The sequence below is a fragment of the Streptomyces sp. NPDC052396 genome, assembly GCF_044593195.1.
GTDB lineage: Bacteria > Actinomycetota > Actinomycetes > Streptomycetales > Streptomycetaceae > Streptomyces.
In genome coordinates, this window is the sequence record NZ_JBIUAW010000009.1 from 94,679 (window position 1) to 107,578 (window position 12,900).

The window sequence follows — 12,900 nt, forward strand, 5'->3', positions numbered from 1 at the left end:
CGGGGGCTTCCGCCGGTCGGCGGGGAGCCTGCCGATTCTGATCCGGATCATGGCCGCCACCTCCTGCTCAGTCATGCCCGGGGCAGGTCCGGTTCGTGCTGACGTCGCCGTAGCGCAGGCCGCTCGCGTCTGCGAGCGGCTCCTGGACGGGAAGGGCCCATCCGCTTCTCGCGGATCCCGATTGCGCGGTGCGCGGTCTTTCACCGCTTCTCCGCGTCTCAGAGGCTCCTTCCCGTCACCTCCAGCACACCATTCACCCGGATTCGCCGCCAGGGCCGGGCGGCCCTGTCCTGGTCCCGACCGGCCCATGACAGTGGGACGAGGAAGGCCGACGCTGGAATCGACCGCAACCGAAGCCCCGGTGTCGGAGCAGACGAACCGGAGAGTGGTGATGCTCCATGCGCGCCCACCTCGGAGACCGCCTCGTTGTCGAGAGCCCGACGACGGGAGCGACCAAGCGCGACGGGGAGATTGTCGGCCTGCACCACACCGACGGCACGCCTCCCTACGACGTGCGCTGGTCGGACAACGACAAGGTGACCCTGGTCTACCCCGGGCCCGACGCACACGTTCAGCACCTCGAACACGAGGCTGCGGCGCCGCGCACGGATGCGCGGACGTAATCGGCCTCGCCTGCGGCTCCGCGGGCCCAGTTCTCCGGGCCGCTCACTGTGCTTGCGGCCCGGGTGCGGCACTGTATCGAGCAGGACCTCCTGGTCGGCTGAGTCCGTGTCCTCTCACGCCGGGCCACACGGGCGGTCCGGCCCCTCTGCGGCCCGGCGGTCGGCTGCTCAGTCGGCACGCCGGACCTGCACGGTGCGAGTGGCCGGTGCTTCCTCAGCCGCCCGCGGGACGGTCACGGTGAGGATGCCGTCGCGGTATTCGGCCTCGGGGCCCTCGTCCGGGATCGGGAACGGCAGCCGGACGGACCGTTCGAACGAGCCGTAGCGGAACTCCGAGTGCCGCTTGTCTTCCTTGCTCTCGGTGTGCTCGGCCCTGACGGTCAGGGTGTCGCCCTCGACCGTGATCCGGATGTCCTTCTCCGGGTCCATGCCGGGCAGCTCGGCACGCAGCACGTACTTCCCGTCATCGTCGGTGACCTCGATCGGGATCACGTGGAAATCCCGGTGGCTCCAGGCCACTGGCACGTTGGGGAACCCTGCACCCAGCCACTCCATCAGCTCCGGCAGACCTGACCGGTGCCTGGATATCGATGAGCCTGCCATGACGGGCCTCCTTGTCCCAACGGTGCTTCACCGTCTTTGCGTTCTTCCTCTGCTTCCACCATCCCGCGCAGGCGCGTTCCAGCCATGGGTCACCCGGCCCTGGGGCCGGGGCCGGACGGGACAAGACTGCCGAGGTATGGAGCGCCTGGCCCGCCTGGGGCCGGTTGTCACGCGTATGGACCGTTCGGCCCATGACGTCCGGCCAACAGCGAGATCATGCTGGTAGCAGCCTCGTAGGGGCGCGGCCTTAGTGCCGATCGTCTGCAGGGAGCCGGTTGTGGATCAGGCAAGGATCTTCTCGGCGGAGCGGCCGATCCGGGTGTTCCTGCTGGACGACCACGAAGTCGTCCGGCGAGGCATCCACGACCTGCTGGACGCCGAGGACGACATCACCATCGTCGGAGAGGCCGGCACCGTCGAACGCGCCCTGGCCCGGGGCCCGGCCCTCCGCCCGGACGTCGCGGTGTTGGATGTGCGGCTGCCCGACGGCGACGGCGTCACCGTGTGCCGGGAGCTGCGCTCCCACATGCCGGATCTAGCCTGCCTGATGCTCACGTCGTTCGACGATGACGACGCCCTGCTCGACGCGATCATGGCCGGGGCTGCGGGCTACGTTCTCAAGCAGATCCAGGGTTCTGACCTCGTGGCCGCCATCCGCACGGTGGCCTCCGGCCAGTCGTTGCTGGACCCGGCCACCACCGCCCGGCTGATGAGCAGCTTGCGGGGCGAGGGGGAGGCCGAGCCCGAGGACGAGCGCTTGGCCGGTCTGTCCCCGCGCGAGCGCGACATCCTCGGCCTGATCGGCGAAGGACTCACCAACCGTGAAATCGGCAAGCAACTGTTCCTGTCCGAGAAGACGGTCAAGAACCACATCTCGCGCCTGCTCGCCAAACTCGGCGTCGAGAGGCGCATCCAGGCCGCTGTGATCGCCACGGAGGCGGCACATCCGGACGCCCACTCCGTGCACCACGAGCCGCCAGGCCATCACGGCTGAGTAAACGGCCGGCCACGCACGACAAGGAGCACAGGACCATGGCGGGAATCGTCGCGTACGGAGTGACCACCGACGAGCGGCCACTGCTGGAGCGCGCACTCGGCCGGGACCACGACCTGCGGTGTCTGGACCTCATCCTCAACGCGGACACGGTGGCCACGGCGACCGGACGCAGGATTGTCTGCAGCAGTGTCAACGACGTCCTGGACGAGACCGTCCTGCGGGCCCTTGCCGAGGGCGGCACCGAGCTGATCACCCAACGGGCCACGGGCTACAACAACATCGACCTGGACGCAGCCCGGAAGCTGGGCGTGGCCGTGTCCCGGGTGTCGTTCTACTCGCCTTATTCCGTGGCCGAGTTCGCGTGGGGGCTGGCGCTGGCAGTCGATCGCAGGATCCCGCGATCGGTCACCCGCACCCGTGACTTCGACTTCCGCCTCAACGGTCTGATGGGCCGGGACTTCCATGGGCGCACCGCGGGCGTGCTCGGCACCGGCAGGATCGGCACCGCGTTCGCCCGTATCGCCGCGGGATTCGGGATGCGACTGCTCGGCCATGACGTCGCACCGAACGAGGAGTGCGAGGCGCTGGGCATGGAGTACGTGGACCGCAAGCGCCTGTTCACCGAATCCGATCTGCTCAGCCTGCATGCGCCGTTGGTGCCCGAGACCTATCACGTCGTCGACGCGGAGGCGTTGGCGCTCATGAAGGACGACGCCATTTTGATCAACACCAGCCGCGGTGGCCTGCTGGACGCCCACGCACTGGTCGAGACCCTGCGGGCCGGGCGGCTGGAGGGCGTTGGTCTGGACGTGTACGAAGAGGAAGCGGGCGTCTTCTTCTTCGACAAGTCCCTTGAGGTCATGACCGACGACACTCTTGCCCGGCTGATGACCTTCAGGAACGTCCTCATCAGCTCGCACCAGGCTTACTTCACCCGTGACGCGGTCGGGCAGATCGTGCGGACCACGGCGGACAACATCGCCGACCATCTCGCCGGGCGGACCAGTGACAACACGCTCGTGCCGGCCGCCCACCGGCACGACGCCGGGAGCGCGGCCGACGGAGCGTGAAGCCCTTCAGGCCGCTGGTGGTGTGCGGGGGCCCAAAGAGCGCAATACGGAAAGTCGGCGTTGGTACTCCTCCTCGTCGATCTCGCTGCGGGCGAAGCGCTCGGCCAGGATCTGCTCGGGCGTGGGCGCAGGGGGAGTGGGAGGAGCGGGTGCATGGGCGTGCTCGTGAGGCCGGCTGAGCGTGCGGAAGAGCAGCACGAGGGCGGTAATGACCAGCGCCCAGAAGAGGATCATGCCGATCGACATGGCGATCCAGCCCCAGCCGCCGCCGGGGTGGCCGTACCAGAACATCATCGCCTGTCACCTCCAGGTCGGCCCGGTGCGGGGCCCGGGTGCGACGTTCGTTCTCCTATTGCCACCGTCCCTCGGAGACGACTGCGACGTGGGGGTCCATCGGCCCCATCCAGTTGGGCCGGTCAGCCCTTACGGACTGGAGGCGCGTCGAGCGGAACCCGCCAGATAAGCGTCGTGCCGCCGTCGGATGGGGCCGTGAGACGGAGTTCTCCGCCGTGGTTCTTGGCCCGTTCGGCGAGATTGCGCAGGCCGCTGCGGCGCGCGCCCTCGGGTATCCCGACGCCGTTGTCGGTGACGGTTACCGCCAGCTCCCGGCCGTCGTTGACGACAGACACGTCCACTGTGCCTGCGTGCGCGTGCCGGGTGACGTTTGTCAGGGCTTCGCCCAGGACGGCCACCACATCGTCGGCGACGGGGCGGGGCACCTCGATGTCCAGCAGGCCCTCCATGCGCAGGCTCGGCGCGAAGCCGAGGGTGCCGCCGGCCTCGTTGACGGTCTGGAGCACGCGGGTGCGCAGGCCGTGCTGCGGTGCCGTTTCGCGCGCTCGCAGCCCGAAGATCGTCGATCGGATGATCTTGGTGGTTTCGTCCAGGTCGTTCACCGCCCGGCGGACCCGCTCCGATGCCTCGGGGTGGTCGATGAAGCGGTCGGCGCTCTGCAGCGTCATGCCGGTCGCGAAGAGCCGCTGAATGGCCAGGTCGTGCAGGTCGCGGGCGATGCGGTCGTGGTCCTCCAGCAGCGCGAGCTGCTCGGCGCCCGCGCGTCGTTCGGCCAGTTCCATGGCCAGCGCCGCCTGCCCGGCGAAGGCGAGCAGGGGCTCGATCTCCTCGTCCGAGAAGTCGAGTTGTCCATGGCCCCTGGCCAACAGCAGGACGCCGCATACGTCTTCTCCCGTCTTGACCGGGACGGCCACGGCCGGGCCGAGTCCCGCCAGTCGGTTGGGAGTCGGCGACACCCGTGGATCATCGGTGACATCGTGGCTGCGTACGGGGTCGCCCTGGTGGAATGCCAGTCCCACCAGGGTTCCCTCCGCCGGGATCGCCAGGCCGCGCAGTTCGTCGCCGCGCGTCCCGATGGTCACTTCGACGGTCAGGGACGTGCCGTCCGGGAGCGGCACCGAGAAAGTGGCCAGTTCGGCGCCGGTGATCTCCTTCGCCAGTTCGGCGATCAGAGTGGTGACGTCCGTACGCGGTGAACCGGACATCAGGCTGGTCGTCACTTCGGCGCTCGCCCGCAGCCAGCGTTCCCGCCGCGTGGACTCCTCGTACAGCCGCGCGTTGTCGATGGCGACACCGGCGGCGACAGCGAGGGTGGAGAGCATCGCCTCGTCCTCGTCCGTGAAGTCCGCGCCGCCGTGCTTCTCGGTGAGATAGAGGTTGCCGAAGACCTGGTCGCGCACGCGGATGGGAACGCCCAGGAAGCTGTGCATCGGTGGATGGTTGGCCGGGAAGCCGTACGAGGCCGGGTGTGCAGAGATCTTGGTGAGCCGCAGCGGTTCCGGGTTGCGGATGAGCTCGCCGAGGATGCCGTGACCCGAGGGGAACGGCCCGATGGCCTTGATCTGTTCGTCGGTCAGGCCCACGGTGAGGAACTGCGCGATGGTACGGCCGTCCGGGCCGATCACGCCCAGCGCACCGTAGCGGGCATCCACCAGCGCGACGGCCGATTCGATGATCTGCCGCAGGACGTGCTCCAGGTCCAGCCCCCGGCCCACCGAGAGCACGGCCTCCAGCAGGCTGTGCACCCGGTCCCGGGTGCCGCGCGCCGCGTCCAGCCGGGCCTGCAACTCGCCGAGCAGCTCGTCGAGTTTGAGCTGCGGCAGCCGTACCGGCCTTTCTCCCGTGCCCTCCACTGTCCCTCCAGCCGCTGATCAGCAGATGCGGGGAAGCTGTTCGCCGACCGGCATGTCCACCACGCGACGGGCGCCGACGACCGTCCGCATGACGACGCGCCCGGGGTGTCCGTCGGACGGTGCTACCTGTCCGATCCTCACCGCTCCGCCGCCCTCCGGCAAGGAGTGCATCGCAGCCAGGGCCTCGTCGGCCACGGCCGGGGACACGAAGGCGACCATGCAGCCCTCGTTGGCCACGTGCAGCGGGTCGAGGCCGAGGATGTCGCAGGCCGCCGCGACCGGCTCGGGCACCGGGATCGCGCCCTCGTCGATCTCCACTGTCACGCCCGAGTCCCGCGCGATCTCGTTGAGCGCTGCTGCGAATCCGCCGCGTGTCGGGTCGCGCAAGGCGTGGATCTCACCGCCCAAGCCGGTGAGCCCGGCCACGAGGCGGTGCAGTGGGCGGGTGTCGGAGGCGATATCGGCTTCGAAACCGAGCCCCTCGCGCGTGCTGAGCACGGCGGTGCCGTGCAGCCCGATCGGCCCGGACAGCAGGATGGCGTCCCCAGGGCGGGCGCCGGCCGACGATACGGAGAGCCCGGGGAGGCGGCGGCCGATGCCGGTCGTGGTGATGAAGACCTGGTCGGCCGCTCCCCGGCCGACGACCTTGGTGTCACCCGTGATCACCGGCACGCCGACTTCCTGGGCCGCCTTGCCCAGCGAGCCGAGCACGGCCTCCAGGTCCGTGAGCGCCAGCCCCTCTTCCAGAAGCAGGGCGACGGACAGAGCGACGGGCTCGGCCCCGCGCATCGCCAGGTCGTTGACGGTGCCGTGGACGGCCAGTGACCCGATGTCCCCTCCGGGGAAGAACAGCGGGCTGACGACGAAGCCGTCCGTGCTCATCACCAGATCCTGATGTCCTGGCAGGAGGGCGGCGTCCTCCATCGGGCCTTCCTCGCTGCTGCCGATGGCCGGCAGGACCACGGACTCCAGCAGTTCGGCGGTGAGCCGTCCCCCGGCTCCGTGACCGAGCAGGACGCGCTCGTTCTCCGCGTACGGCAGAGGGCAACTGGTGGTCACGCGGGACTCCCTTCCAGAGGCGTGGTGGCGGTTCGCCCCGCGGCGTGGAAGGCCGCGCAGGTGCCCTCGGTGGAGACCATGGGGGCACCGAGGGGGCGGCGGGGAGTGCAGCGGATGCCGTAGGCGGTGCAGTCGGTGGGAAGCTTGGCCCCGGTGAGGATGGCGCCCGCGATGCACTCGGGGTCTTCGGCAGAGCGCAGCGCGCCGACCTCGTAGCGCTGCGTCGCATCGAACGCGGCGAATTCCGGGCGGAGTTCGAGGCCGCTGCGGGGAAGCTCACCCACACCCCGCCAGGCCCGGTCGGTGACGCGGAAGACGCGGGCGACCGCGGACCTTCTGCTCTGCCCTCCTCCAGCTGCCGGACGGCCATCAAGATGCCTTCCAGCAGGTCGAGGGGCTCGAACCCGGTGACCACGACGGGGACTCGGTGCTTGGCGACGATGGGTTCGTACTCGGTCCAGCCCATGACCGCGCAGACGTGCCCGGCGGCGAGGAAGGCCTGCACCTCGCACTCGGGGGATTCCAGCAGTGCGGTCATGGCGGGCGGTACGAGCACGTGGCTGACCAGCATCGAGAAGTTCCGCAGCCGGAGGCGGGAGGCGTGCAGGACGGCCATGGCGTTGGCGGGTGTGGTGGTCTCGAAGCCGACGGCGAGGAAGACGACTTCACTGTCGGGGTTCTCCTCCGCCAGTTTCACCGCGTCCATGGGGGAGTAGACGACGCGGACATCCGCGCCGCGCGCCCGCTGCGCGAGCAGGTCGGTGTGGGAGCCGGGGACGCGCAGCATGTCGCCGAAGCTGGTGAGGATCACGCCGGGCCGGGCGGCGATGGCCATGGCCCGGTCGAGGGTTTCCAGCGGGGTGACGCAGACCGGGCAGCCAGGGCCGTGCACCATGCGCATGCCGGTGGGCAGGAGTTCGTCGATGCCCTGGCGGACGAGCGTGTGGGTCCGGCCGCCGCAGACTTCCATGATCTGCCAGGGGCGGGTGGCGGTGCGGTGCAGCTCGTCCAGCAGCCGCCGGGCGAGCTGCGGATCGCGGTATTCGTCGAGGTATTTCACGCAGCTGTCCTCACGCTCGTTCGACGGACAGGTCGAGGAAGTGGGCGGAGCAGGAGATGCACGGATCGTGGTTGCGGATGGCGCGTTCGCACAGGCGGGTCAGCTCGGCGTCGGTGGCGTCGCCGTGGGCGAGTTGGTCCTGGACGATGCGGCGCAGGTCCTCCTCGATGGCGCCCTGGTTCTGAGAGGTGGGCGGGATGAGACGGGCGTCGGTGACGATCCCGTCCGCGTCGAGGACGTAGCGGTGGTAGAGGGTGCCGCGCGGTGCTTCGGTCGCTCCGTGGCCGACGCCGGCCCGTGCCGGTACGTCCACGGCCGGCCGGGGCGGTGGTTCGTAGGCGTCGATCAGGCGCAGGGCCTCCTCCACCGCGTACAGGACTTCGACGGCCCGCACGACGATGCTGCGGAAGGGATTGCGGCACACTCCGTCGAGGCCCGCGGCGTGGGCGGTCTCCTGGACGGCGGGCGGGAGCAGGTGGCCGCTGATGGCGTACCGAGCGAGGGAGCCCGTCAGGTGTCGGCGGCCGTCGAGCCGTGCCTGGAGCGCGGTGGAATAGGGGACTTGCTCCTCCACCACGTGATCGGTGAAGGCGGGCACCGGGAAGGCGCGCGGCTCCTGCCCGTCTCCGTAGGGGAGGACCGTGGGGGTGCCTCCGTCGATGGCGTAGGTGCCGGGCTCGGCGAGCGCGAACAGATCCGCGTCGCAGGTCGCGTCCGGGAAGTCGAAGCCCGACACCCAGTGGACGGTCTCCCGCGCGTCGTCGCGGGCGCGGCGCAATCGCTCGGCCAGCGGCCGCAGTTCGGCGCGGGCGGGTGCACGGTGGAAGCCGCCGACGCGGACGTTGATGGGGTGGATGGAGCGGCCGCCCAGGAGCTCCATGATGGTGTTTCCGGCCTGTTTGAGCCGTAGCCCCCTCTCGACGTGCTCCCGGTGGTCGCGCGCGAGATGGATGGCGCTCTCGTAACCGAGGAAGTCGGGGGCGTGGAGCAGGTAGATGTGCAGGGTCTGGCTCTCGATCCACTCACCGCAGTACAGCAGGCGCCGCAGTGCCGCCAGTTGACCGCCGACGGTGACGGAGCACGCGTCCTCGATGGCCCGGCAGGCGCTCGTCTGGTAGGCAACCGGGCAGATCCCGCAAACCCGGGAGGTGATGTCGGGCGGTTCGGTGTGCCGGCGGCCGCGCAGGAACGCCTCGAAGAATCGCGGCGGTTCGTAGATCTTCAGCTGGGCAGCGGTGACCGTGTCGTCGTCGATGCTCAGGTGCAACGCTCCCTCGCCCTCGACGCGGGCGAGCGAGCCGAGTTGCAGGACACGTGAACCGCGGTGCGTCACGGGCGCTCTCCCTCAGCCTCGGTATCCCGCTGAGCTGCCCAGCGGTGTGGCGCTTCCTCGCTGGTCTCGATCTCGGCGAACTTGGCGACGTTGAAGGTGTGGAGGATCCGCAGCATGTCTTCGTCGCTCATGCCGTCGCTGCGCAACAGCGGGATCATCGCGGGCATGTTGGCCGAGCCGGACGGCCCGAAGCAGCCGTAACAGCCGCGCCCATAGGACGGGCAGAGCGCGCCGCACCCGGCGTGGGTGATGGGCCCCAGGCAGGGGGTTCCGTGGGCGACGGTCACGCAGGGGGTGCCACGCCGCTTGCATTCGAAGCAGACGCTGTGGCGGGGGATGTCCGGCCTGCGTCCGGCGAGGAATGCGGTGATGACCTCCAGCAGCTGTCCGCGGTCGATGGGACAGCCCTGGAGTTCGAGGTCGACGGGGACGTGGGCGGCGATGGGGGTGGAGGTGGCGAGGGTCTCGATGTACTCGGGCTTGGCATAAACGATCTCGCGGTATTCGGCGACGTCGGCGAAGTTACGCAGGGCTTGGACGCCTCCGGCGGTTGCGCAGGCGCCGATGGTGACGAGCGTGCGGGACTCGGCACGGATGCGGCGGATGCGTTCGGCGTCCTCGGCGGTGGTGACCGACCCTTCGACCAGGGACAGGTCGTACGGCCCTGGCTCGACCGCGCTGGATGCCTCCAGGAAGTAGGAGATGTCCATCTCCCCTGCCAGCGGGAGCAGTTCGTCCTCGCAGTCGAGCAGGGTGAGCTGGCATCCGTCACAGGAGGCGAACTTGAAGACGCCGAGTCTGGGACGGCGCGGAGCAGTTACGTCCATGGTCACAGCTCCCGCACGGCGAGGAGGGGCTCGGCACGCTCGTAGCCGACGACGGGGCCGTCGCGGCACAGCAGCAGGGGGCCGAGCTGGCAGTGGCCGCAGTGGCCGGTGGCACAGTGCATGTTGCGTTCGAGGGAGATCAGGATCCGGTCGGGGGCCAGGCCGCGGTGGAGCAGTTCGCGGGCGGTGGCGCGGATCATGACCTCGGGGCCGCAGACGAAGGCGGTGGTCTCGGCGGGGGAGAAGAGTGCTTCGTCGAGGAGGGTGGTGACGACGCCGATCCGGCCTCGCCATCCCGCCGCCGGGCGGTCCACGGTGATGCCGCAGTACGGCCTGGCCCAGCGATCCAACTCGTCCCGGTAGAGCAGGTCGTCGGGGGTGCGGGCGCCGATGAGGACGTTCAGTCGGCCGTAGCCCTGCGGTGCGGCCAGGACGGCCTGTACCAGAGGCCGCAGCGGGGCCAGACCGATGCCGCCCGCGACGACGAGCAGGTCGTCGCGGGCGGCCAACGGCAGGTCCCAGCTCGTGCCGAACGGTCCGCGCATTCCGACCACCGCGCCCGGTGCGAGCGCGTACAGGGCACGCGAGACCGCGCCGACCGCGCGGACGGTGTGCAGCAGACCGCCGTCGGGGAGGATGCCGGCCACGGAAATCGGCGCCTCGCCCACGCCGAACGCGTACACCATCGCGAACTGGCCCGGCACGAAAGGCGGCAGGGCTTCGTGGACCGGCTCCAGGCGGACGGTGATGGTGTCGGCGGTCTCGGGGCGGGTGTCCACCACGCGGTAGGGGAGCGGCACCGCCGTCATCGTGGTGCTCCGCTCCCGTATGGGCCGTACAGGTCGAGCAGGCGGGTACGGGCGGACCGCAGCCGGTGGCCGATGGTCCCGATGACGTAGGTGAGCAGCGCGTGGTCGAGTGCTGGATCGCGGTCGCACAGGTCGAAGACTTCCTGGGTGTCGAACTCCCAGGCGCGTACCGGGCTGACGGCCTCGGCGCCCAGGTGCCACTGCCGGGGCGGGCACACCCAGGACCAGCCCAGCAGTTCCCCGGACCCGGTGGTCTCGACGACGGCCGGCTGTCGGCCGGGCACATGCAGGTCGAGGGCCACACCGCCGGTGTGGATGACCCGGAAGCGGTCGGCTTTGGACCCCTCTTCGAAAATGCGGGCGCCGACAGGGAACGATACTTCGCGGCCGAGAGCCATCAGCTGGTCGCGGTGGTCTTCGGGGATGGTGGAGAAGAGGCCGGTCCTGGTCATGAAGGGCTGTCCTTGTCGAGGGCCTCCTGGTGCAGGGCGTGGGCTTCCTCGGTGATGTCGATGGCGACTGGGCACCACACGATGCACCGCCCGCATCCCACGCAGCCCGAACTGCCGAACTGGTCGTACCAGGTGCCCAGTTTGTGGGTGAGCCACTGCCGGTAGCGGCTGCGCCCGGATGCCCGGACGGGGCCGCCTTGGAGGTGGGAGAAGTCGAGGTCGTAGCAGGATTCCCAGCGGCTCCAGCGTTCGGCGTGGTCGCCGGTGAGGTCGGTGACGTCCTCGGTGGTGGTGCAGAAGCAGGTGGGGCAGGCCATGGTGCAGTTGCCGCAGGTGAGGCAGCGGGAGGCGACGTCATTCCAGCGCTCCGCGTCCAGTGTTTCGGCCAGCAGGGCCCGCAGGTCCACCTCCGGCATGGTGCGGCCCATGCGGCCCGCGGCGGCCTCGACCGCCTCCGTCGCCGCGGTACGGGTGGCGTGGTCGGCGGCCTGGCGCGGCAACTCGGCCAGCACCTCGGCCCCTTCGGCCGTTCCGGCGCGGGCGAGGTAGCGGTGCCCGGAGTCGTCGAGCACCTCCGTCATCGCGATGTCGTACCCGGGCCCGGCGGCCGGGCCGGTGCCCATGGAGACGCAGAAACAGGTGGCGCCGGGCTCGGTGCATTCCACGGCGATCAGGAACGCGCCGTTGCGCCGGGCCTGATAGGCGTCGTCCTTGTGGCGTCCGCCGATCAGCACCCGGTCCTGGATGGCGATGGCGCGCAGATCGCAGGGCCGCACTCCCAGGAAGGCGTACGAGGCCGGATCGTGCCGCTCGGGCCGCACTGTCAGCTCGCCGTCGGGGCCGCGATCGGCCGACCACTGACGCACCCGCTCCGGGAGCAGGAAGTTCTTCCAGGACTGGGGGCCGGCGCTGTGGGCGAAGGCCGCCTCGTCGTCGCGCCGGATCACCCGGTAGTGACCGCCCTCCAGCTCCACGCCCCAGCCGTAGGGCAGCTCGGCCGCGGACTCCAGCTCGGCCAGGACGATGGCGCCGTCGCGCTGCGTGGGGCCGACCACCGTGCGGCCGCGCGCACGGAGGACCTGCACGAGCGCGTCGAGCCCGTCACGGTCGAGGACACAAGCCACGTCCTCCGGGCCCGCAACGTCCTGTGTCGTGGTCGCGGAACCCATGGCCTCTCTCCTGTCCGGTTTGCACGCGGTCGCGGATCAGTCCTCGGCGAGACCGAGCAGCGTCTGCTCGGCCGGCCGGGGCGGACGCGAGTCGTCGATCCGGTACGTCAGTTCGTCGACGGCCGAGACGACCCCGTCGACCTGCTCCGTCAGCCGCAGCAGCACCGAGACCTCGCTGCGCCGCTCCAGCTGCCCCTTCAGCGTGACCACACCGTCCAGAACCCGCACGTCGAGCGTGGCGGGAGTGAGCCACATGGTGCCCACGACCACGTCGGCGATCACCTCGCGGCGGATGTCCGCATCGGGCCGCAGGAACACCTGAAGCAGGTCGCGACGGGTGACGATGCCGACCAGCCGCTCCTCCTCGTCGAGCACCGGGAGTCGCTCGATGCGGTGGCGTGCCATGGTGCGGGCGGCCTCGGCGATGGTGTCGTCGGCGTGCACGGTGATCGCGGGATGGGACATCAGCCCCTCTGCGGTCGGTGCGGGTGCCCGGGTGGGGGCCGCGTCGCGGTGCCTGCTCAACCACCGGCGGTGTGGGGGAGCGGGCTCCGCCGGGAGAGCGGCTTGGCGCAGCATGAGATCGCTCTCGGAGATCACGCCCAGGACCTTGTCGTCCTCGTCCACCACGGGCAGACCGCTGATGTCGTGCTCCGCGAGCAGTTTGGCGACGTCCTTGAAGGGTGTCGGGGGAAGCACGGAGACGACGTCGCTCGTCATCAGGTTTCCCACCTTGTTCTGTCGCATGGTC

At 70.1% G+C, this 12,900-nt stretch carries 13 protein-coding genes and 1 pseudogene; 3 read left to right on the forward strand and 11 right to left on the reverse strand.

Annotated features, from left to right (window positions below; translation table 11 throughout):
* Positions 1 to 398 precede the first annotated feature (398 nt).
* Positions 399 to 623, forward strand: a complete 225-nt coding sequence (locus ACIHFE_RS23905) for a DUF1918 domain-containing protein (protein ID WP_400109437.1) — start codon at positions 399 to 401, stop codon at positions 621 to 623.
* Between the two features lie 168 nt (positions 624 to 791).
* Here the strand turns inward: ACIHFE_RS23905 and ACIHFE_RS23910 are convergent, their stop codons facing one another.
* Positions 792 to 1,115: an Hsp20/alpha crystallin family protein gene (locus ACIHFE_RS23910; protein WP_400109438.1), complete on the reverse strand. Its 324-nt coding sequence runs from the start codon at positions 1,113 to 1,115 to the stop codon at positions 792 to 794.
* A gap of 388 nt (positions 1,116 to 1,503) precedes the next feature.
* Here ACIHFE_RS23910 and ACIHFE_RS23915 point away from each other — a divergent pair, with 388 nt between their 5' ends.
* Both ACIHFE_RS23915 and ACIHFE_RS23920 read left to right on the forward strand, forming a co-directional pair.
* The gene (locus ACIHFE_RS23915; protein WP_400109729.1) at positions 1,504 to 2,220 is read left to right on the forward strand and encodes a response regulator; all 717 of its coding nucleotides are present in this window, start codon (positions 1,504 to 1,506) and stop codon (positions 2,218 to 2,220) included.
* Between the two features lie 38 nt (positions 2,221 to 2,258).
* Complete coding sequence (locus tag ACIHFE_RS23920; protein ID WP_400109440.1) at positions 2,259 to 3,293, forward strand: 2-hydroxyacid dehydrogenase; 1,035 nt, start codon at positions 2,259 to 2,261, stop codon at positions 3,291 to 3,293.
* Between the two features lie 6 nt (positions 3,294 to 3,299).
* Here the strand turns inward: ACIHFE_RS23920 and ACIHFE_RS23925 are convergent, their stop codons facing one another.
* The 10 genes and pseudogenes from ACIHFE_RS23925 to ACIHFE_RS23970 form a co-directional block, all read right to left on the reverse strand.
* Positions 3,300 to 3,587, reverse strand: a complete 288-nt coding sequence (locus ACIHFE_RS23925) for an SHOCT domain-containing protein (RefSeq protein WP_400109442.1) — start codon at positions 3,585 to 3,587, stop codon at positions 3,300 to 3,302.
* 122 nt (positions 3,588 to 3,709) lie between these two features.
* Positions 3,710 to 5,440: a GAF domain-containing protein gene (locus ACIHFE_RS23930; protein WP_400109443.1), complete on the reverse strand. Its 1,731-nt coding sequence runs from the start codon at positions 5,438 to 5,440 to the stop codon at positions 3,710 to 3,712.
* Between the two features lie 18 nt (positions 5,441 to 5,458).
* The gene (gene hypE / locus ACIHFE_RS23935) at positions 5,459 to 6,499 is read right to left on the reverse strand and encodes a hydrogenase expression/formation protein HypE (RefSeq protein WP_400109444.1); all 1,041 of its coding nucleotides are present in this window, start codon (positions 6,497 to 6,499) and stop codon (positions 5,459 to 5,461) included.
* Positions 6,496 to 7,559, reverse strand: a pseudogene (gene hypD / locus ACIHFE_RS23940) (hydrogenase formation protein HypD). The gene hypE and the pseudogene hypD overlap by 4 nt, the downstream one beginning before the upstream one ends.
* 10 nt (positions 7,560 to 7,569) lie before the next feature.
* Positions 7,570 to 8,892, reverse strand: a complete 1,323-nt coding sequence (locus ACIHFE_RS23945; RefSeq protein WP_400109446.1) for a Ni/Fe hydrogenase subunit alpha — start codon at positions 8,890 to 8,892, stop codon at positions 7,570 to 7,572.
* Positions 8,889 to 9,719 (reverse strand): oxidoreductase, encoded by an 831-nt coding sequence (locus ACIHFE_RS23950; protein WP_400109448.1) that lies wholly within the window; start codon positions 9,717 to 9,719, stop codon positions 8,889 to 8,891. The genes ACIHFE_RS23945 and ACIHFE_RS23950 overlap by 4 nt, the downstream gene beginning before the upstream one ends.
* A gap of 2 nt (positions 9,720 to 9,721) precedes the next feature.
* On the reverse strand, positions 9,722 to 10,528 hold the full coding sequence (locus ACIHFE_RS23955; protein WP_400109449.1) for an FAD/NAD(P)-binding protein: 807 nt from the start codon (positions 10,526 to 10,528) through the stop codon (positions 9,722 to 9,724).
* Entirely contained in the window at positions 10,525 to 10,980 is a 456-nt protein-coding gene (locus ACIHFE_RS23960; protein WP_400109451.1) for a Crp/Fnr family transcriptional regulator, read from the reverse strand. The genes ACIHFE_RS23955 and ACIHFE_RS23960 overlap by 4 nt, the downstream gene beginning before the upstream one ends.
* The gene (locus ACIHFE_RS23965; RefSeq protein WP_400109452.1) at positions 10,977 to 12,149 is read right to left on the reverse strand and encodes a 4Fe-4S dicluster domain-containing protein; all 1,173 of its coding nucleotides are present in this window, start codon (positions 12,147 to 12,149) and stop codon (positions 10,977 to 10,979) included. Before ACIHFE_RS23965 ends, ACIHFE_RS23960 begins: the two co-directional genes overlap by 4 nt.
* A 36-nt stretch (positions 12,150 to 12,185) precedes the next feature.
* Positions 12,186 to 12,896: a CBS domain-containing protein gene (locus tag ACIHFE_RS23970; protein ID WP_400109731.1), complete on the reverse strand. Its 711-nt coding sequence runs from the start codon at positions 12,894 to 12,896 to the stop codon at positions 12,186 to 12,188.
* Positions 12,897 to 12,900 lie beyond the last annotated feature (4 nt).